The sequence below is a fragment of the Symbiobacterium thermophilum IAM 14863 genome, assembly GCF_000009905.1.
GTDB lineage: Bacteria > Bacillota > Sulfobacillia > Symbiobacteriales > Symbiobacteriaceae > Symbiobacterium > Symbiobacterium thermophilum.
The window spans coordinates 1,366,005-1,384,904 of the sequence record NC_006177.1 but is presented as its reverse complement, the minus strand read 5'-3'; the positions used below and the strand labels follow the sequence as shown (position 1 = coordinate 1,384,904).

Sequence of the window (18,900 nt, the reverse complement as noted above, 5' to 3'; positions counted from 1 at the left end):
CGCCGGGCGATCCGCGCCCGGCGCTTTCCTTCCGTTATGCCCCTGGTTACGCCCCGATCCGCTCCACCCGGATCTCCCGCTTCAGCCGCTCGACCTCGGCCGGGTCCGGATCGGCCACACCGCTGGTGAGCGCGTTGGCGGTGCCGCAGGCCACCGCCAGCCGCAGCAGCTCCTCCGGCGGCAGCCCCTCCGCCAGCCCGTACGTCAAGCCGGCCACGGCCGAATCGCCGGACCCGACGGTGTTGACCGCCCGGATCGCAGGCGGCACGGCGCGCCAGCCGTGCGCGTCCGGTCCCACCAGCAGCGCGCCGTCCGCCCCCAGGGAGACGAGCACCCACTCCGGCCCGGTCTCCCGCATGCGGCGGGCGGCGTCCAGCGCCTCCGCCTCCGTCCGCACCGGGGCGCCCGCCCACTCCGACAGCTCCGCCTGGTTGGGCTTCACCAGGAACGGCCGGGCCCCCAGGGCGGCCCGCAGGGGCGCGCCGCTGCTGTCCAGCACGACCCGCACCCCGCGGGAGCGGGCGGCTTCCACCAGGTCCCGGTAGATGCCCGCATCCGCGCCGGGCGGCGCCGAACCGGAGATGGCTACCAGGTCCGCGCCGTCCAGCAGCCGGGTGAAGTGCGCCGTGAAACGGGCCACGTCCTCAGCCGACACTTCAGCGCCGGGCTCCCGCAGCTCCGTGACGGTGCCGCTCTCCGGGTCCGTGATGGCGAAGCAGCTCCGGCTCTCGCCTGCCACCTCCACGTAGGCCGGGACCACGCCCCGGCGCTCCAGATCCCGCACGATGAACTGGCCCGCGCTGCCCCCGGCAAAGCCCGTCGCGACGACCCGGGCGCCCAGGCGGCGGAGCACCCGGGCGACGTTGTTGCCCTTGCCGCCGGCCACGCGCTCCACCGCCCGGGCCACGTTGATCTTCCCCGCGGCGAAGCCGGGGACGGTGCAGGCCACATCGACCGAGGCGTTCAGGGTCACCGTCAGGATGTACCGCTCCATGGCCGGCCGCTCACGCCTTCCCATGGGAGCCGACCATGCGGATCTTGGCCCGCACCACTTCCTGCACCGCCTTCAGGGCCGGGGTCAGGAGGGGCCTGGGATCGAACTCGCCGGGCTGGTCGGCCAGGGACTGGCGCAGCGCCTGCGCCCAGGCGTACTTGCCCTCGGTGGAGACGTTCACCTTGCGGATGCCCAGTTGGATCGCGCGCTGCACCTCCGCGTCAGGCACGCCGGAACCGCCGTGCAGCACCAGGGGGATGCGCACCGCCTCCCGGATGGCGGCGATGCGGTCGTGGGCCAGTTTGGGCTCCCACTTGTAGAAGCCATGTACGGTGCCGACGGCCACGGCCAGGGCGTCGACCCCCGTCTCGGCGACGAACCGGGCCGCCTCCGCCGGGTCGGTGTAGGTGGCCTCGGCCTCGGAGACGACGACCTCCTCCTCCTGCCCCGGCACCCGCCCGAGCTCGGCCTCCACGGACACGCCGCAGGCGTGGGCCAGCTCCACCACCTTGCGGGTGGCGGCGATGTTCTCCTCCAGCGGCAGGTGGGAGGCGTCGATCATCACGGACGAGAACCCGGCCTGGATGGCCCGCACCGCCACCTCGTATGAGGCGCCGTGGTCCTGGTGAAGCACGACCGGCACCGGCGTCACCCGGGCCAGGTGGCCGGCGAGGACCCGGACGTTGTCATAGCCGCAGAACTTCAAGGTACCTTCGGTAAACTGCAGGATGACGGGCGACCGCTCCTCCGCAGCCACCTGGAGCACAGCGGGCAGGACTTCCAGCGAGTGCACGTTGATTGCCGGGACCGCGTAGCCCCCGGCCTCGGCCTGGGCCAGGGCTTCCTTCAGCGTAACCAGAGCCATGTCGATCATCCTCCTCAGATTGAGCATGAGCCCGGATGCGGTGGCCGATGCACGGTTCGAGGCCCTACCAGGCCAGCTTGCCCGCCGCCCGGAGGGCCGCGTTGATGTCGCGGTTCATCGCCTCGGCGGCGCCGGCGATCGCCGCCACCGCCTCGGCCGGGGAAGGATCGGTCGCCCGATAGGCGTAGATCACGGACCGGGAGGCGCTCACCACCGCGCCCAGCCCGTCGGCGTTGAAAGCCCCCACCACGTCCGCCGCGGTGCCCCCCTGGGCGCCATAGCCCGGCACCAGGAGGATCGCCCGGGGCATCTCGGCTCGGTACAGCTTCAGGTCTTCCGGGTAGGTCGCCCCGACCACCGCGCCCACGGAGGAGTAGCCGGACCGGCCCACCAGAGGCTCACCCAGCGAGTCCGCCAGCTTGGCCACCTGCTGGGCCAGGCTCTCGCCGGAGAACAGCGGCTGGTCCTGCAGCTCGCCCGACGAGGGGTTCGAGGTCTTCACCAGGAGGAAGACGCCGGTGCCCCGGGCCCCGGCCCTGCGCACGAAGGGCACCAGGCCGTCGCTTCCCAGGTACGGGTTCACGGTGAGGGCGTCCGCCCACTGGTCGGGGTCCTCCCAGGTCTCCAGCGGGCTCGGGTGGCCGAAGAAGGCAGCGGCGTACGCCTCCGCGGTGGAGCCGATGTCGCCCCGCTTGGCGTCGGCGATGGTGAGCAGCCCCCTGCTGCGGGCGTAGCGGATCGTCTCCCAGAAGGCGGCGATGCCCCACTGGCCGTACATCTCATAAAAGGCCGACTGGGGCTTCACCAGGGCCACCTGGTCGGCGACCGCGTCGATCACCAGCCGGCTGAAGGCAAGCAGGGCCGCGGCCGCGCCCCGCGCCGTCTTGCCGTACCGCGCCGCGGCATCCCGCCGGATGAACTCGGGGAGCCGGGAGAGGACCGGATCGATGCCGACCACGGCGTGCGAGCGGCGCCGGGTGACGGCGGCGCAGAGCCGGTCGCCGAAGTGCTGGTCCACGGCCTCACGCCTCCTCCCGCAGTCGTTGGACCACGGCCATCATGTCCGCCGGCGGGTCGACGGTGAACTCCATCCACTCGCCGCTGGCCGGGTGCCGGAAGCTGAGCTGCCGCGCGTGCAGGGCCTGCGGCGGCATGCCCAGGTGCGGCTTGCGGGGGCCGTAGAGCGGGTCCCCCACCACCGGGTGGCCGATGAACGACAGGTGCACCCGGATCTGGTGGGTGCGCCCCGTCTCCAGCCGGCACTCCAGCAGGGCGTAGCCGCGATAGCGCTCCAGCACGCGGAAGTAGGTGACGGCGTCGCGGCCGGTCTTGGGGTTGACGGCCATGCGCTTGCGGTCCCGCGGGTGGCGGCCGATGGGCGCCTCGATCCGCCCCGTGTCCGGCATGCTGTTGCCGTGCACCAGGGCCCAGTACACCCGCTGGACCATGTGATCCCGGATCTGCTCCTGCAGGCTGGCCATGGCCCGCTCGCTCTTGGCCACGACCAGGAGCCCGGTGGTGTCCTTGTCCAGCCGGTGGACGATGCCGGGCCGCAGCTCGCCGCCGATACCTTCCAGATCATCCACCTTGTCCAGCAGGGCGTGCACCAGCGTGCCCGTCCAGTGGCCCGCCGCCGGGTGGACCACCAGCCCGCGCTGCTTGTTGACCACCAGGATGTCCTCGTCCTCGTAGACGATATCCAACGGGATGTCCTCGGGCACCAGCTCCATCGGCTCGGGGTCCGGCACCCGGACGACGATCACGTCCCCGGGGTTCACCGCCTGCCTGGCTTTGGGCATGGCGCCGTTCAGCGTGACCTGTCCTTCGTCGATCAAGGCCTGGATGCGGGACCGGGAGAGCCCGATCTCCGGCCGCCCGGCCAGGAAGACATCGATGCGCGGGTGACCCTCTTCCGCGGTGATGCGATACTCCCTCACGCCGTCCCCTTCCTCTCCACCAGCACCAGGTGCAGGAACAGCAGCCCCACCCCCACGGTGACGCAGATATCCGCCACGTTGAAGTTCGGGAAGTAGTAGTCACGCCAATAGAAGAGCAGGAAGTCGACCACGCGGCCCGTGGCGATCCGGTCGATCATGTTGCCCACGGCGCCGCCCATCACGAGCCCCAGGGCGACCCGCAGCAGCGGATGGCGCGATTCCGGCTGCCGGAGGTAGTAGAGGATGCCCGCCACGGCCAGCGCAGCCACGGCCACGAAGAACCAGCGCCCGTTCCGGAGCATGCCGAACGCAGCGCCGGTGTTGTGCACGTACTGCAGGGAGAAGAAGCCGGGAATGATCTCGATCTCGCTGTGAAGGGCCATACGGGTCGCCACCAGCCACTTGGTCACCTGGTCGACCACCACGGCGACGATCGCCAGCACGATGCTTAACAACGTCGAACAGCCTCCCCCGTTTACCTGTCACAGTCTACCACAGGCTGTATGGCAGTGCCAAGGAGAGGCTCGAACGCGACTGCGGCCAGGGCCGCGCCCGGTAGGGCGCGCATCCCTGGCCGACCGTCATCCGCGCGGACGGCCCATGCGCCGGCGGGGGAACTTCCCGCGGCGGAACTGCCGCTCGGGCATCACGCGCTCGAAGTAGGGCCCCGGATCCCAGCGGTACTCGCCGCCCATGTCCTCCGGACCATAGAGGGTGCCTTCCTCGCCCTCGGTCCACTGGACGGTGCCGCCGTCCCAGTCCCGGTCGTCCCGCTGCAGGGGCTCGCCGTCCTCGTCCACCAGCGCGTCCATCGGGTCGACGATGGTGTAGACGTCCTCGTCGGAGTTGTACATGTCCTCGTAGCTGACCGCGCCGGGGACGTCCTGCGGCGTTTCGGACGTGCCGTACTGGCCGACCTCCTGCCAGGCGTCCTCGCCGTCGTAACCGGGGTCCCCCGAGCGGTCGCGGAAGCTGCGGGAGAACGGCGGGCCGGTCACCAGCTCCTCGATGGGCCGGACGAACCGGTCCGGCCGGGCCTCCCGCCGCTGCTGGCAGGTGATGCACGTGGTGGCGCTGGGGAAGGCCTTCAGCCGCTCCGGGTCGATCGGCCGGCCGCACTCCTCGCAGATGCCGTACGTGCCCTGGTCCATCCGCTGCAGGGCGCTTTCGATCTCCTGAATGCGGCGCAGCATGTGGCTGCGCAGCCCCAGGTCCTTGGAGCGCTCGAAGGTCTCGGTGCCCAGGTCGGCCGGGTGGTTGTCGACGGTGCTGTCCTCCTGGAGCTGGTCGCCCTGGGAGGTGCCGAGGCCGGTCTCCTCGATCATCGCCACCTGGCGCTGGTACGCCTCCCGCTCCTGCAGGAGCATCTGCCTCAGTTCCTCGATCTGCATGCAGACTAAGCCCCCTCTCGGGGTTAGTCTGCCCGGATTATGTCGATCCTAGGGGCGCAACTGCTGCTCGACCAGCCGAACGATGGTGGCGATCAGATCGCCAATGAACGGCAGGTTGGCCATCATGAGGCCGCGGAGAATATAGAGCAGAATCGCCGACAGCACCGTGAAGCCGATGCCGATGCCCAGCCCGCGGGCCATCCCGCCCACGAAGTTGATCCACAGCATGCGCCACGGGTGCTGCAGGAGCACCGTGTAATCGAGGACGTTCGACCGCTCCAGGGCGATGGAGAGCCGCTCCACCATCTGCGCGAGCGACTCCCCGGCGGCCGTGTGCGCCGGACCCGCCGCGCCTTTCTCCGCCCTCCGTTTCACCCGCCAACGCCGCGGCATGCACCATCCTCCCGGCCTGGGTTGATCCCGCCCTCCTAGTCTTTGCCCGCGCCGGCCGGATTAACGAACGGGGTCGACGGTCCACTCCTCCCAGTTCCAGAAGAGCCCCCGGGGCGAGCCGTGGCGGACGCCCTTGACCCGCTGGTTCACACCCACCACCGTGTCCTGGGCGAAGAGCCAGGTATAGACCTGCCGCTCGGCCAGGGCCGCCTGGAGCTCGCCGTAGATCTGCTTGCGCCGCGCCCGGTCGGTGGTGGACCGCCCCGCTTCGATCAGCCGGTCGATCTCCGGATCCGCGCAGCCGGTGATGGCGTGGAACCCGCCCTGGGAATGGAAGATGGAGTGGGGATCGGGGTCAAAACCCAGGCTCCACCCCAGCAGGTAGGTCTCCTTGGCGTCGCTCCTGATGTGCGCGAGGAAGTCGTCCCACGCCATCCGCTGGATCTCCACGCGGATGCCCAGCGGCTCCAGGGCTTCCTGGATGAACCGCGCCGCCTGCCGCCTGAGCAGGCTTTCCTCGTTGACCGCCAGCCGCATGACGAAGGGCTGGCCGTCCTTATACCGAAGCCCGTCGGGGCCCGGCAGCCACCCGGCCTCCTCCAGGAGTCGGGCGGCCTGGTCCGGGTCGTAGGCCAGGGCGGGGACGTCCGGATTGTAGTCCCACCGGGCGGGCGAGGCGTGGCTGTGCGCCACCTGGCCGTACCCGCCCAGCAGTTCGGCCACCATCGCCTCCCGGTCCAGGGCGTGGGTGATGGCCCGCCGCACCCGGAGGTCGCCGTAGGTGGGGCGATTCAGGTTGTACCCCAGGAAGGTATACGCGAACGTCGTGTAATGGTACAGGTTGACCTCGGGCACCTCCGCCCGGAAGCGGTCGGCCATCTCCGGCGGCACGTCCGCCACGTCGGTCTCGCCCCGGGCCAGCGCGGTGACCGCCGCCTCCTGGTCGGGCACGATCTGGATGATCACCCGGTCGATCTGGGCGGGCTGACCCGTCAGGGACCAGCGCCAGTCCGGGTTCCGCTCCAGCACGATCCGCTCGTTCTTGGTCCAGCTGACCAGCCGCATGGCCCCCGTGCCCACGGGCGCGGTGGCGTAGGGCGAGTGGAGCAGGTCCGACATGTAGGGCTCCAGCAGATGCCGGGGCATGATGCCGTAGCCGGTCAGGCGGGTGAACAGGGGCGCGAACGGGTAGGCGGCCTCGACCCGGAAGGTATAGTCGTCGGGAACCTGAAGACCGCCGGTTTCCACGAAGTGCGCGTAGGCCTCCAGCTTCCGCCTGCGGCCCTCCTCCTCCGTCAGCTGCCCGGCCGCCACCGCCGCATCGGCCGCGGCATAGGCCTCAGCCAGCTCCGCCCAGCCGCGGATGGCGGTGAAGTCGCCGAACCGCGCGCCCTGGTAGTCGGGGTGGGCGATGGTCAGAAAGGTGAAGCGCACGTCGTGCGCCGTCAGGGGCGCGCCGTCATGGAAGGTGACGCCTCTGCGGATCTTGAACGTATAGATGCGGTCGTCCTCCACCTCCCAGGACTCCGCCAGGGCAGGGTGGGGATTCAGCTGGTCGTCGTACACCGCCAGCCCGTCGTAGATGAAGTCGGTGACAAAGCTGGAGGCGGTGTCCACCGTGAGCGTGGGCAGGAGGACGGTTGCATCGCCGGGCGTCGTGTAGGTAAGCACCGAGAGCGCCCGGGGCGTCCCGTCGGACGCCGGCGGCGCCGTGCCCGCACAGCCGAACAGGAACAGCCCCGCGACCAGTAAGGCGGCTATCGGACTGCGAATGGTGCCCTTTGCCTGCATGTCGAGTCACCCCTCTGTGGATAAAAGCGCACCGGCGCCTCTCTCTGTCGCTCTCTTGTGCAGCGCCGGTGCGCGCCTCCTTTGAATTCGACGCCGAGATACTCAAAGGTGTTCAGTATTCTCGCACATCGCGTGTTGGCAAGGGGAGGAAAGAGGAATGACAGGTACAGGCCGTGGAAGAATCTCCGGTCAGGATGTGCAGACAGGAGCGTGATGCGTGTGCAGCAGGTCGAAGCGTACCTGAGAGAGCGCCGTGATGAGCACCTGCGGCAGTTGATGGACTTCCTGCGGATCCCGTCGGTCTCCGCCCTCTCGGAGCACCGGTCGGATGTGCGCCGGGCGGCCGAGTGGCTGGCCGCCGAGCTGCGCCGGATCGGCCTCAACAGGGTCGAGGTGATGGAAACCGGCGGCCATCCGGTCGTCTACGCCGAGCGGCTGGACAACCCCGGCGGCCCGACGGCCCTGATCTACGGCCACTACGACGTGCAGCCCGTCGACCCCATTGAGCTCTGGACCACCCCGCCGTTCGAGCCCGACATCCGGGACGGCAAGCTGTACGCCCGGGGCGCCAGCGACGACAAGGGTCAGGTGTTCATGCACCTGAAGGTGATCGAGGCCCTGCTGGCTGCGGAGGGCCGGCTGCCCGTCAACGTGAAGCTCCTGATCGAGGGCGAGGAGGAAGTCGGCTCCGAAAACCTGGAGCGGTTCATCGCGGCCCACCGGGACCTGCTGAAGGCGGATGTGGTCGTCATCTCCGACACGGCGCTGTACGCCCGGGGCGTCCCGTCCCTCACCTACGCGCTGCGCGGCCTGGCGGCGCTGGAGGTCCACGTCATCGGCGCGAAGGGCGACCTGCACTCCGGCGCCTTCGGCGGCGCCGCGCCCAACGCGGCCCAGGCCCTGGTTCAGCTCCTGGCCACCCTGCACAGGCCGGAGGGCGGCGTCGCGGTGGCGGGCTTCTACGACCAGGTCCGGCCACTGACCCCGGAGGAGCGGGAGGGGTTCGCCGCCCTGGGCTTCGACGAGGAGAAGCTGAAGGCCGACCTGGGCGTCGACGCCCTGCCCGGCGAGCCGGGGTACACGGCTCTGGAGCGGCTCTGGGCCCGGCCGACCCTGGAGATCAACGGGATTTTCGGCGGGTTCCAGGGCGAGGGCACGAAGACCGTCATTCCCGCCCGGGCCGGCGCCAAGATCACCTGCCGCCTGGTGCCCGACCAGGACCCGGAACGGGTGCTGGACGCCATCGAGGCGCACCTGAAGGCCCACTGCCCCGCCGGCGTCAGGCTCGAGATCCGGCGCATGGGCGGCACCCCGGCGGCGATCACGCCCATCGACCACCCGGCCATCCGCGCCGCGATGCAGGCGCTCTCCGACGCCTACGGCGCCGAGGCCCGGTTCATCCGCACCGGCGGGTCGATCCCGGTGGTGGGCACCTTCGGGGCCGTCCTGGGCACGCCGTGCGTGCTGATGGGCTTCAGCCTGGAAGAGGAGAACTTCCACGCCCCGGACGAGCACTTCCACCTGGAGAACTTCGACCTGGGCATGCGGGCCCTGTCCCGGTTCTGGCACTACCTGGCCGAGGGCATGAAGTAGGGGCGCCGCCTTTTTCGTCACGACTCGTGCGCGATGACCCCGCCGACCATGGTCAGCGTCGACCGGACGTCCTTCAACTCGGCCGGGTCGCAGGCGAAGGGATCCCGGTCCAGCACGGCCAGGTCGGCGGCCATGCCGGGCAGGAGCCGGCCGCGGAAGGACTCCTGGAATCCGGCGTAGGCCGGGCCGGCGGTGTAGAGGCCAAGCGCCTCCTCCGGCGTCAGCCGCTGCTCGGGGTACCAGCCGCCCTCCGGGACGCCGGTCAGATCCTGGCGGTGAACGGCGACGTGCACGCCGTACCACGGGTTGAGCGGCTCGATGGGGCAGTCCGACCCGCCGCACAGGGCGATCCCGTGGCGCATCATCGACCGCCAGGCGTACGAGGTGGCGGCCCGCTCCGGGCCCACCCGGTCGACGTACCAGTGGCCGTCGGTGTTGAGGAAGACCGGCTGGATGTCCCCCACCACCCCCAGGGCCGCCATCCGGGCCATCAGCGGCTCCGAGAGGATCTGGCAATGGATCATCCGGTGGCGGGCGTCTGCCCGGGGATGGAGCCGCTGGCTCTCCGCCACGGCGTCCAGGAAGAGGGCCGCCGCCCCGTCGCCGATCGCGTGGCAGCCCACCTGGTTGCCCAGCCGGTGCGCCTCGGCCACCAGGTCGATGAACGCCTCCCGTTCGTGGATGTAGATGCCCCGGGTGGAGGGATCGTCAGCGTAGGGCTCCAGCAGCGCCGCGGTGCGGCCGCCCAGAGAGCCGTCCGCGTACAGCTTGACGTGGCCCCACCGGTACCACTCGTCGCCGGCCCCCGTACGGATGCCGGCCGCCGCGGCCTCGGCCAGCCATTCGGCCGGGATGGCCTGCGTGATGCGGATGGGGATCGCCTCCGGTCCGATCAGCTCCCGGAAGAGCGCCTCGGCGACGTCCAACCCGCCGGCGTACAGGCAGTCGTCGGTGTGAAGTTGCGTCAGCCCGTAGCGCACCGCTTCCCGCAGGGCCCGGGCCAGCAGCTCCTTCCGGCGGGCCGGGGTCACCGGTGGGATGAGCCGGGCGACCAGATCGACGGCGTTCTCCCGGAGGATGCCGGTCGGCTCCCCGGTGACGGGATCGCGGTCGATGCGGCCGCCGGGGGGATCGGGGCTGTGTCGGTCGATGCCGGCTGCGCGCAGCGCGGCGCTGTTGACCACCGCAATGTGGTTGCAGGTACGTTGCAGAAACACCGGGTGGTGCGGACATACTTCATCCAGGTCCTGTCGCGCCGGCAGCCGGCGCTCGGCCAGCTGATCCTGGTCCCACCCGCGGCCGACGATCCACTCCCCGGGCGCCAGCCGGGCCGCAGCCGTCGCCAAGGCCTGGCGGATCTCGGCCAGGGACCGCGCCGCCTGCAGGGCCAGCCGGTCCAGCGACAGCGCGTAGCCCAGGATGTGCAGGTGCGCGTCGGCAAGGCCCGGCACCACGGCCCGGCCCTCCAGGCGGACCACCCGCGTGCCCGGCCCCTGCAGGGCCCGGACCTCCCCCTCATCACCGACCGCAGCGACCCGGCCGTCCCGCACGGCGAGGCAGCTCACGGCCGGCTTCCCCGGATCCCCTGTATAGACTTTCCCACCAATGAAGATTGTGGACGCAGACATAGGAGAATCGCTCCCTGATGGCGAAATTGTTCACTGAACAGAGATACGGGGGATTCTGGCCGGCTTCCTGTCAGAGGTTACCCAGATCACCCAGCAGTTGCCCCTTTTGGGTGCTGGCATTGACTGATTCACCATGGTATGATTTGGAGCGGGCCTGGAGTCTTCAAGCTCGACACCAATCCTAGGAGGTATCGACATGGCTCACAAATGGTTCGCCAAGGTTGCCGTTGTGGCCCTCACCCTGTCCCTGCTGGCCGGCTGCGGTGGTTCGCAGCAGCCGCAGAATCAGACGCCCAGCACGCAGCCCCCGGCAGGCCAGGAGCAGCAGCCGCCGCAGCAGCAGACTCAGGAGCCCTCGAAGCAGGTCGACTTCACCGTCGGTATGGCCACGGACGTCGGCGGCCTGAACGACGACTCCTTCAACGCCGCCGCCTACCGTGGTATCCTGCAGGCCGAAAAGGACCTGGGCGTCAAGCACATCGTGATTGAGTCCCAGCGCCAGGAGGACTACATCACCAACCTGCAGACCCTGATCGACGGCGGCGCGGACATCGTCTGGGGCGTCGGCTTCATGATGCAGGCGTCCATCGACGAGATGGCGCAGGCCAACCCCGACCAGTGGTTCGGCCTGATCGACGAGCAGGTCAACCAGCCCAACGTCGCCTCGGTGCTGTTCAAGGAGCAGGAGGGTTCCTTCCTGGTCGGCTACCTCGCCGGTAAGGCCACCAAGACCAACCGGGTCGGCTTCGTCGGCGGCGTCGAGAGCCCCGTCATCGGCCGCTTCGAGGCGGGTTTCCGGGCCGGCGTGATGGCTGCCAATCCTGACGCCGTGGTTGACGTCGTCTACGCGGCCGCCTTCGACGATCCCGCCAGGGGCAAGGACATCGCCCTCACGATGTTCAACACCGGCGCCGACGTCATCTTCCACGCCGCCGGCGGCACCGGCCAGGGCGTGATCGAGGCCGCCAAGGAGAAGAACCTGTTCGCCATCGGTGTTGACTCGGACCAGAACTACCTGGCCCCGAACAACGTCCTCAGCTCCATGATCAAGCGGGTCGACGTGGCCGTCTACGACGTGATCAAGATGGCCCTCGAGGGCAACTTCCCGGGTGGCCAGGTGGTGCGGCTCGGCCTCGCGGAGAACGGCGTCGGCTATTCGGACACCACCCTGTGGGATAAGATGCCCGAGGGGACCAAGGCCGAGGTCGACAAGTGGGCCGAGGCCATCAAGGAGGGCAAGGTGGTCGTCCCCGAGACGCCGCAGGAGGCCGACACCTGGACGCCCCCGACCCTGTAACCCTGCTGACAGGAGTACCTGGAAGAGAAAGGGGGAAAAAGGGTGGGACTCCGGTCCCACCCTTTGCCTATCGCCATGCTGCTGAGACTCGAAGGCATCACCAAACGATTCGGGTCGCTGGTAGCCAACGACCACATCGACCTGGAGATCCGGCAGGGGGAGATCCACGCCCTGCTGGGCGAGAACGGGGCCGGCAAGTCGACGCTGATGAACATCCTCTATGGCCTCTACACGCCCGACGAGGGGCGGATCTTCTGGAAAGGCAAGGAAGTGCAGATCCGAAACCCCAGGCACGCCATCGACCTGGGGATCGGCATGGTGCACCAGCACTTCATGCTCGTCCCGGTGTTCACCGTTGCTGAGAACATCACCCTGGGCAAGGAAGTGGTGCGCAACCGCTTCCTGGACATGAACGAAGCCCGGCGGCAGGTGGCGGAGCTGTCCAGGCGGTTCGGCCTCGAGGTCAACCCCGACGACCGGATCGAGTCCATCTCCGTCGGCCTGCAGCAGCGCGTGGAGATCCTGAAGGCGCTGTACCGGGGCGCGGAGCTGCTGATCCTCGACGAGCCCACGGCGGTGCTCACGCCGCAGGAGGTCGAGGAGCTGGGCAAGATCATGAAGCGGCTGGTCGCCGAGGGGCACACGATCATCATCATCACCCACAAGCTCAAAGAGGTGCTTCACCTGGCGGACCGGGTGACCGTCATCCGCCGCGGCAAGAAGATCGCGACGCTGGACGCCGCCGGCCAGACCGAGGACGAGCTGGCCCGGCTCATGGTCGGCCGCGACGTCATCCTGCGGGTGGACAAGCAGCCGGCCAACCCCGGGAAGGTGGTGCTGGAGGTGAACGACCTTCACGCCAAGAACGACCGGGGGGTGGACGCGGTCCGGGGCGTCTCCTTCACCGTGCGGGCCGGGGAGATCGTGGGCATCGCCGGCGTCGACGGCAACGGACAGTCCGAGCTGATTTCCTGCATCACCGGTCTGCGCAAGCCCACCGCGGGCACCATCCGGGTCAACGGGCAGGACGTGACCGGCCAGAGCCCGCGCCGCATCCGGGACGCGGGCGTGGGCCACATCCCTGAAGACCGGCAGAAGCGGGGGCTGGTGCTGAACTTCACCGTGGCGGAGAACGCGGCGCTCGGCGACCACAGGGCCTTCGCCCGGCGGGGGTTCATAAGCCAGCAGCAGATGGTCCAGAAGGCGCAGGAGATCATCAGCGGGTTCGACGTGCGCCCGCCCCGCCATGACTACCTGGCCCGGGCGCTCTCCGGCGGCAACCAGCAGAAGGTGATCGTCGGCCGCGAGATCCTGCGCAACCCCGACCTGCTGGTGGCCGTACAGCCCACCCGCGGCCTCGACGTCGGCGCGATCGAGTTCATCCACAAGCACCTGGTGGCCGAGCGCGACGCAGGCCGGGCAGTCCTCCTGGTTTCGCTGGAACTGGACGAGATCATGAACCTGGCAGACCGGATCCTGGTGATGTACAAGGGCCAGATCGTAGCCGAAGTGCCGGGCCACGAGGCGACCGAAGAAGGCCTCGGTCTGCTGATGATGGGAGGTAGCGCCAGTGCCTGATCAGTCCAAATGGAAGGCCGGGCTGCGGGCGGTGGGCATTCCCGTACTCGCAACGATCGTAGGCCTGTTCGTCGGCATCGTGTGCATCGTCCTTGCGGGCAAGGATCCGGTGCTGGCCGCCAAGGCCTTCGTCCGGGCGGTCGCCGGTGAGCCCCGCATGTTCGGCAACGTCCTGGTCTCCACCATCCCCCTCATCTTCACGGGCCTCGCGGTGGCGTTCGCGTACAGGGCCGGCCTCTTCAACATCGGCGTGGAGGGCCAGTACCTGATGGCCCAGATCGCCACGGTGGTCGTCGGCGTCTGGTGGACCCCGCCCAAGGGGCTGGAGTGGCTGCACCCGATCCTCGCGCTGGGCGCGGGCGCGGTGGCCGGCGCCATCTGGGGCGGCATCGTGGGCCTGCTGAAGGCCTGGAAGGGCGTCCACGAGGTCATCAACTCCATCATGATGAACTGGATCGCCCTCTTCACCGCCGACTGGCTGTTGAAGTACTACCTGCGTCCGGACAACAGCCGGGCGGCGTCCTACGACCTGCAGCAGACCGCATGGTTGAAGCAGGGGCTGATCGAAGGCTCCCGGCTGCACACCGGCATCTGGATCGCCCTGGCCACCGCTCTCGTGGTTTGGATCATCCTCTACAAGACGCCGCTGGGGTACGAGATCCGCGCGGTGGGCTACTCGCCGGGGGCGGCGGAGTACGGCGGCATCTCGGTCGCGAGGGCGCTCATCATCACCATGGCCATCTCCGGCGCCATCGCCGGCATGGCCGGTTCCGTGCAGACCATGGGCCTCAACCACCGGTTCAACGAGACCTCGGCCCTGCCCGGGTACGGATTTGACGGCATCGCCGTCGCGCTGGTGGGCCGGCTCCACCCCGCGGGCGTGGTGCTGGCGGCGCTGCTGTTCGGCGCCCTGCAGGCCAGCAGCGGCCTGATGCAGGCCATGGCCGGCGTGCCCAAGTCGGTCGTCTCCATCGTGCAGGCCGTCGTGATCCTGTTCGTCGCCGCGGAAGGCGTCTGGAACTTCCTGCAGAAGCGGAAGGCCAAGAAAGGGGTGAAGACCGCATGAGCGTCGGGTTCGGCATGATCCTCATCACCTTCATCCTGGCCACCTTGCGGTCCACCACGCCGCTTCTGCTGGCGGCCCTGGGCGGTGTCTTCTCCGAGCGGTCCGGCGTCGTCAACATCGCCCTGGAAGGCATCATGCTGACCGGGGCCTGGGCGGCCGCCTACTTCTCCTTCCTCACCGGCAGCGCCTGGCTCGGGCTGCTGGGGGCCATCGTGGTCGGCATGCTGATGGCCGGCATTCACGGCGTCATCTCCATCAAGTACCACGCCGACCAGGTGGTCAGCGGCACCGCGATCAACATCCTGGCCGTGGGCTTCACCGAGTTCATGCTGAACCGGATCTGGGGCCAGGCCGGCAGCTCGCCCGAGGTGGCGACCCTGCCCAGCTTCGGCGGCCTGAGCCTGATGATCTACCTCGCCTTCATCCTGGCGTTCGTCTCCTGGGTGGCGCTGTACCGGACCCCCTGGGGCCTCCGGCTGCGCTCGGTGGGCGAGCACCCGCTGGCGGCGGACACGCTCGGCATCAACGTGTACCAGATGCGCTACGCGGGCGTGCTCCTCTCCGGCGCCCTCGGCGGCATGGCCGGTGCGGCGCTGTCCATCGGCCTCCTGTCCCGCTTCGTCGACGGCATGTCGGCCGGCAAGGGGTTCATCGCGCTGGCGGCCATGATCTTCGGCAAGTGGCATCCCATCGGCGCGGTGGGCGCGACGCTCCTCTTCGGCGCGTCCCAGTCCCTCAGCACCATCTTCCAGCTCATGGGCATCTCGGGCATTCCGACGCAGTTCTTCAACATGTTGCCGTACGTGCTGACCATGCTCATCCTGGCCGGGTTCGTGGGCAAGTCCGTGGCCCCCGCCGCCGATGGCGTACCCTATAAGAAGACCACCTGAGGATTGAGCCGAAGGGTGAATGGTCAAGTCGGCAATCTCGCTGTAGACTAACGTCAGGAACGGGTACTGCCGCTCCTGGGGGGGTGCGACCATGGGCAGGCTCGGAACCACGGAGATCATCCTGATCCTGGTGGTGGCCTTGCTGATCTTCGGCCCGAAGAAGCTCCCTGAGCTCGCCAGGTCTGTGGGCGAATCGATCCGCGGCTTCAAGGACGCCATGAAGGGCGGCCTGGGCGAGGACATCGCCGAGGTGAAGAAGGAGCTTCAGGAAGTCAAGGACAGCGTGACCAAGTAGGCCGTTGGTACATGAAGTCCGAGGGCTGCGGCGTCGTGCCGCAGCCCTCGGGCGCTTGGTGGGGGCCTCCTCCCCGCTGGTCTCGGGGGGAAGACCGACCGGCGGCTCCGCGCGGCGGCGGGGGGACATATCCCCCCGCCGCCGACCTGCTTAGGCGTTGTCGAGATTGAGCGACAGCACCACGCCCGCGCAGCGCTCGCAGAGCGTCGGGTGCTGCTCGATGGCGCCGACCTTCCGGTAGTTCCAGCAGCGCTCGCACTTCTCGCCCTCAGCCCGCACCACCTCCACCGAGAGGTCGCCGGGGCCCTCGCCGAAGTACGTGCCGCTGGGCGCCGACTGGCCGCCCACGAAGAGCTTCACGTCCGACACGATGAAGATCGAAGGCAGGTCGGGCAGGTGCCTGTCCAGCAGCTCGGCCCACGAGCCTTCGCCGCCGCTGGCATACAGGTTCACGGCGGCCTCCTGGCTGGAGCCGATGAGCTTGTCGACCCGGGCCCGCTCCAGCACCACCTGCACCGCGTCCCGCAGCTCCATCAGCCGGTCCCACTCCGCCGCCAGGTTCTCGTCCAGGTAGGCGGGATCGGGCTGGGGCATCATGAGCAGCTGCGAGGTGGGCGGCGATCCCGCCGGCTTGGGCAGGTGGCTGTACGCCTCCTCGGCGGTGAACGTCAGGATGGGCGTCAGCATGCGGATCAGGGCATCAGCCACGTGATAGAGCACGGTCTGCGCGGACCGCCGCTCCCGGGACGCCGGGGCGCTGGTGTACAGCCGGTCCTTCAGGATGTCCAGGTACACCGCCGAGAGGTCCACCGCGCAGTAGTTGTTCAGGGTGTGGTAGACGATGTGGTACTCGTACTCCCGATACGCCTCGGTGACCTTCCGGATGACCTCCTGCAGCCGGTGCATCTGCCAGCGGTCGATCTCCAGCAGGTCGTCCCGCTCCACCATGTCGGTGTCGGGGTTGAAGTCGTAGAGGTTGCCGAGCAGGTACCGCAGCGTGTTGCGGATCTTCCGGTAGGCGTCGGCCACCTGCTTCAGGATGTTCTCGGAGAGGGCCATGTCATGCCGGTAGTCGGTGGACGCCACCCAGAGCCGCAGGATGTCCGCGCCGTACCGCTTGATCACGTCGGCGGGGTCCACCACGTTGCCCAGCGACTTGGACATCTTCCGCCCCTGCTCGTCGACGGTGAACCCGTGGGTCAGCACGGCCTTGTAAGGCGGCTTTCCGTCCCGGGCCACCACGGCGGTCAGCAGGGAGGACTTGAACCAGCCCCGGTGCTGGTCGGACCCCTCCAGGTACAGGTCGGCCGGCCAGGTGAGCTCGGGCCGGGTCTCCAGCACGCCGACATGGCTGGAGCCGGAATCGAACCAGACGTCGAGGATGTCCTTCTCCTTGTGGAACGTCCGGCCCCCGCACTTCTTGCAGGTCAGGCCGCCCTCCGGCATGAAGTCCTCCGCCGGCCGCCGCCACCAGGCGTCGGATCCCTCGGCGCGGAAGATCTCGGCGATCTTCTCAAACATCTTCGGCTCGAAGGAAGGCTCGTCGCAGGCGGAGCAGGTCAGGATGGGGATCGGCAGCCCCCAGGCGCGCTGCCGGCTGATGCACCAGTCCGCCAGGCCGTCGATCATGGCGTACATGCGGTTGTAGCCCCAGTCGGGAATCCAGCGGACGTGGTTCATCGCCTCCTTGGCGATGTCCATGAAGCCCTCCACCTTGACGAACCACTGCACCGTGGCCCGGTAGATGACCGGGTTCTTGCACCGCCAGCAGTGGGCGTACTGGTGGCGGATCTTGCCCTGGCCCAGCAGCATGCCGGCCTCGTCCAGGGCCTTGATGATCTCCGGGTTGGCCTTTTCGATGAACATGCCGGCAAACGGCCCGGCCTCGGCGGTGAAGACGCCCTGATCGTTCACCGGGTTGAGCACGGGCAGCCCGTACTTCTGGCCCACCTCGAAGTCCTCGTGGCCGTGGCCGGGGGCGGTGTGCACCAGGCCGGTGCCGTCCTCGGTGGTGACGTGGTCGCCCAGGATCACGGGCGAGACCCGGTCATAGAGCAGGTGCCGGTAGGTGATCCCCTCCAGGTCGGCGCCCTTCAGCGTGGCCACGGGCTCCGCGGCCGGGAGGTTCACGGCCTGGAAGAACTTCTCCGCCAGGGCCGTGGCGACGACCAGATTGCCCTTCTCGGTGGCGTAGACGCCGTACTCCACCTCAGGATGGACCGCCACCGCCAGGTTGGCCGGGATGGTCCACGGGGTGGTCGTCCAGATCACCAGGTAGCTGCCCTCGGGGAGCTTCCCGCGGGGATCCACCACCGGGAACCGCACGTAGATGGAGTACGAGGTCTTCTCGTTGTACTCGATCTCCGCCTCGGCCAGGGCGGTCTCACAGTACGGGCACCAGTAGACCGGCTTCAGGCCCCGGTAGATGTACCCCTTGGCGGCCATCGCGCCGAAGACCTCGACCTCCTTGGCCTCGAACTCGGGGGCGACGGTCCGGTAGGGGTTCTCCCAGTCGCCCCGGACGCCCAGCCGCTTGAACTGCTCCCGCTGGACGTTCAGCCAGTGGTGGGCGTACTCATAACACTTCGCCCGCAGCTCCAGGGGATCGATCTTGCGGCGGTCGATGTTCATGTCCTTCAGGGCCCGCAGCTCGATGGGCAGGCCGTGCATGTCCCAGCCCGGCACGTAGGGCGCGTCGTAGCCCGCCATCGTGGCGTGCTTGACGATGATGTCCTTCAAAATCTTGTTGAGGGCCGTGCCCAGATGGATGTCGCCGTTGGCGTAGGGCGGGCCGTCGTGCAGCACGAACTTCGGCCGGCCTGCCGTCGCCCGCTGGACCAGGTTGTAGAGGTCCATCTCCTCCCACTTCTTCAGCTGCTCGGGCTCCCGCGTGGGCAGATTGGCCCGCATGGGGAAGTCCGTGCGGGGCATGTTCAGCGTCGCTTTGTAATCGGTCTTCTCAGCCATCTGTGCCGCTCCTTCCGGAAGAAGTGAAAAACCCCGCCCCGTAAGGGGCGAGGCTGCGCTCGCGGTACCACCCTCGTTCAGCGGCCGCCCGAAGGGCTGCCGCCAACTCTCCGCCGCTCTAACGGGGGCGAGGCCGCCTGCGCCTACCGCCCTCGCCGGGAACCGGCACGGGCCTCGGGCAGGAGCTCAGAGGTGATCTTCACAGGCCGCCTTCG

At 68.9% G+C, this 18,900-nt stretch carries 16 protein-coding genes; 6 read left to right on the top strand and 10 right to left on the bottom strand.

The features are described from left to right. Positions 1 to 46 precede the first annotated feature (46 nt). The 8 genes from pfkB to STH_RS06320 all read right to left on the bottom strand — a co-directional run bounded on the left by pfkB (position 47) and on the right by STH_RS06320 (position 7,371). Positions 47 to 994 carry a 1-phosphofructokinase gene (gene pfkB / locus STH_RS06355; protein ID WP_043715119.1) on the bottom strand — a complete coding sequence of 316 codons (948 nt, stop codon included), beginning with the start codon at positions 992 to 994 and terminating at the stop codon, positions 47 to 49. 10 nt (positions 995 to 1,004) lie between these two features. Continuing rightward, positions 1,005 to 1,859: a class II fructose-1,6-bisphosphate aldolase gene (fba, locus tag STH_RS06350; RefSeq protein ID WP_011195376.1), complete on the bottom strand. Its 855-nt coding sequence runs from the start codon at positions 1,857 to 1,859 to the stop codon at positions 1,005 to 1,007. A gap of 64 nt (positions 1,860 to 1,923) precedes the next feature. After that, entirely contained in the window at positions 1,924 to 2,877 is a 954-nt protein-coding gene (gene pyrF / locus STH_RS06345) for an orotidine-5'-phosphate decarboxylase (RefSeq protein WP_011195375.1), read from the bottom strand. Positions 2,878 to 2,881: 4 nt separating this feature from the next. Continuing rightward, complete coding sequence (locus STH_RS06340; RefSeq protein ID WP_011195374.1) at positions 2,882 to 3,796, bottom strand: RluA family pseudouridine synthase; 915 nt, start codon at positions 3,794 to 3,796, stop codon at positions 2,882 to 2,884. Beyond that, complete coding sequence (lspA, locus tag STH_RS06335; protein ID WP_011195373.1) at positions 3,793 to 4,251, bottom strand: signal peptidase II; 459 nt, start codon at positions 4,249 to 4,251, stop codon at positions 3,793 to 3,795. The genes STH_RS06340 and lspA overlap by 4 nt, the downstream gene beginning before the upstream one ends. A gap of 126 nt (positions 4,252 to 4,377) precedes the next feature. Continuing rightward, positions 4,378 to 5,187, bottom strand: a complete 810-nt coding sequence (locus STH_RS06330) for a yteA family sporulation protein (RefSeq protein ID WP_011195372.1) — start codon at positions 5,185 to 5,187, stop codon at positions 4,378 to 4,380. 48 nt (positions 5,188 to 5,235) lie between these two features. Next, positions 5,236 to 5,580, bottom strand: a complete 345-nt coding sequence (locus tag STH_RS06325) for a DUF5665 domain-containing protein (protein WP_011195371.1) — start codon at positions 5,578 to 5,580, stop codon at positions 5,236 to 5,238. A 60-nt stretch (positions 5,581 to 5,640) separates the two neighbouring features. After that, positions 5,641 to 7,371, bottom strand: coding sequence for a peptide-binding protein (locus STH_RS06320; protein WP_011195370.1), 1,731 nt, complete (start codon positions 7,369 to 7,371; stop codon positions 5,641 to 5,643). Between the two features lie 219 nt (positions 7,372 to 7,590). Between STH_RS06320 and STH_RS06315 the strand changes: the two genes are divergently transcribed. Further along, positions 7,591 to 8,964, top strand: a complete 1,374-nt coding sequence (locus STH_RS06315; RefSeq protein ID WP_011195369.1) for a dipeptidase — start codon at positions 7,591 to 7,593, stop codon at positions 8,962 to 8,964. A 17-nt stretch (positions 8,965 to 8,981) separates the two neighbouring features. Here the strand turns inward: STH_RS06315 and STH_RS06310 are convergent, their stop codons facing one another. Continuing rightward, positions 8,982 to 10,529, bottom strand: coding sequence for an amidohydrolase (locus tag STH_RS06310; RefSeq protein WP_050742144.1), 1,548 nt, complete (start codon positions 10,527 to 10,529; stop codon positions 8,982 to 8,984). Positions 10,530 to 10,788: 259 nt separating this feature from the next. On the opposite strand from STH_RS06310, the gene STH_RS06305 reads away from it, so the two are divergent. The 5 genes from STH_RS06305 to STH_RS06285 all read left to right on the top strand — a co-directional run bounded on the left by STH_RS06305 (position 10,789) and on the right by STH_RS06285 (position 15,718). Then, the gene (locus tag STH_RS06305) at positions 10,789 to 11,889 is read left to right on the top strand and encodes a BMP family lipoprotein (RefSeq protein WP_148205503.1); all 1,101 of its coding nucleotides are present in this window, start codon (positions 10,789 to 10,791) and stop codon (positions 11,887 to 11,889) included. Positions 11,890 to 11,964: 75 nt separating this feature from the next. Continuing rightward, the gene (locus tag STH_RS06300; protein ID WP_011195366.1) at positions 11,965 to 13,467 is read left to right on the top strand and encodes an ABC transporter ATP-binding protein; all 1,503 of its coding nucleotides are present in this window, start codon (positions 11,965 to 11,967) and stop codon (positions 13,465 to 13,467) included. Then, positions 13,460 to 14,533 (top strand): ABC transporter permease, encoded by a 1,074-nt coding sequence (locus STH_RS06295; RefSeq protein WP_011195365.1) that lies wholly within the window; start codon positions 13,460 to 13,462, stop codon positions 14,531 to 14,533. Before STH_RS06300 ends, STH_RS06295 begins: the two co-directional genes overlap by 8 nt. Beyond that, a complete protein-coding gene (locus tag STH_RS06290) occupies positions 14,530 to 15,423 on the top strand; it encodes an ABC transporter permease (RefSeq protein ID WP_011195364.1) in 894 nt (297 codons plus the stop codon). Before STH_RS06295 ends, STH_RS06290 begins: the two co-directional genes overlap by 4 nt. 91 nt (positions 15,424 to 15,514) lie before the next feature. Then, positions 15,515 to 15,718: a twin-arginine translocase TatA/TatE family subunit gene (locus STH_RS06285; protein ID WP_011195363.1), complete on the top strand. Its 204-nt coding sequence runs from the start codon at positions 15,515 to 15,517 to the stop codon at positions 15,716 to 15,718. A gap of 150 nt (positions 15,719 to 15,868) precedes the next feature. Here the strand turns inward: STH_RS06285 and ileS are convergent, their stop codons facing one another. After that, on the bottom strand, positions 15,869 to 18,685 hold the full coding sequence (gene ileS / locus STH_RS06280; RefSeq protein WP_011195362.1) for an isoleucine--tRNA ligase: 2,817 nt from the start codon (positions 18,683 to 18,685) through the stop codon (positions 15,869 to 15,871). Between the last annotated feature and the right edge of the window lie 215 nt (positions 18,686 to 18,900).

Excerpts from the sequence above, each read along its gene's own strand:
- STH_RS06305 (WP_148205503.1), top strand. The coding sequence starts at position 10,789 with ATGGCTCACAAATGGTTCGCCAAGGTTGCCGTTGTGGCCCTCACCCTG.
- STH_RS06300 (WP_011195366.1), top strand. The coding sequence starts at position 11,965 with ATGCTGCTGAGACTCGAAGGCATCACCAAACGATTCGGGTCGCTGGTA.
- pfkB (WP_043715119.1), bottom strand. The coding sequence starts at position 994 with ATGGAGCGGTACATCCTGACGGTGACCCTGAACGCCTCGGTCGATGTG.
- fba (WP_011195376.1), bottom strand. The coding sequence starts at position 1,859 with ATGGCTCTGGTTACGCTGAAGGAAGCCCTGGCCCAGGCCGAGGCCGGG.
- STH_RS06325 (WP_011195371.1), bottom strand. The coding sequence starts at position 5,580 with ATGCCGCGGCGTTGGCGGGTGAAACGGAGGGCGGAGAAAGGCGCGGCG.
- STH_RS06330 (WP_011195372.1), bottom strand. The coding sequence starts at position 5,187 with ATGCAGATCGAGGAACTGAGGCAGATGCTCCTGCAGGAGCGGGAGGCG.
- STH_RS06285 (WP_011195363.1), top strand. The coding sequence starts at position 15,515 with ATGGGCAGGCTCGGAACCACGGAGATCATCCTGATCCTGGTGGTGGCC.
- ileS (WP_011195362.1), bottom strand. The coding sequence starts at position 18,685 with ATGGCTGAGAAGACCGATTACAAAGCGACGCTGAACATGCCCCGCACG.
- STH_RS06290 (WP_011195364.1), top strand. The coding sequence starts at position 14,530 with ATGAGCGTCGGGTTCGGCATGATCCTCATCACCTTCATCCTGGCCACC.
- STH_RS06320 (WP_011195370.1), bottom strand. The coding sequence starts at position 7,371 with ATGCAGGCAAAGGGCACCATTCGCAGTCCGATAGCCGCCTTACTGGTC.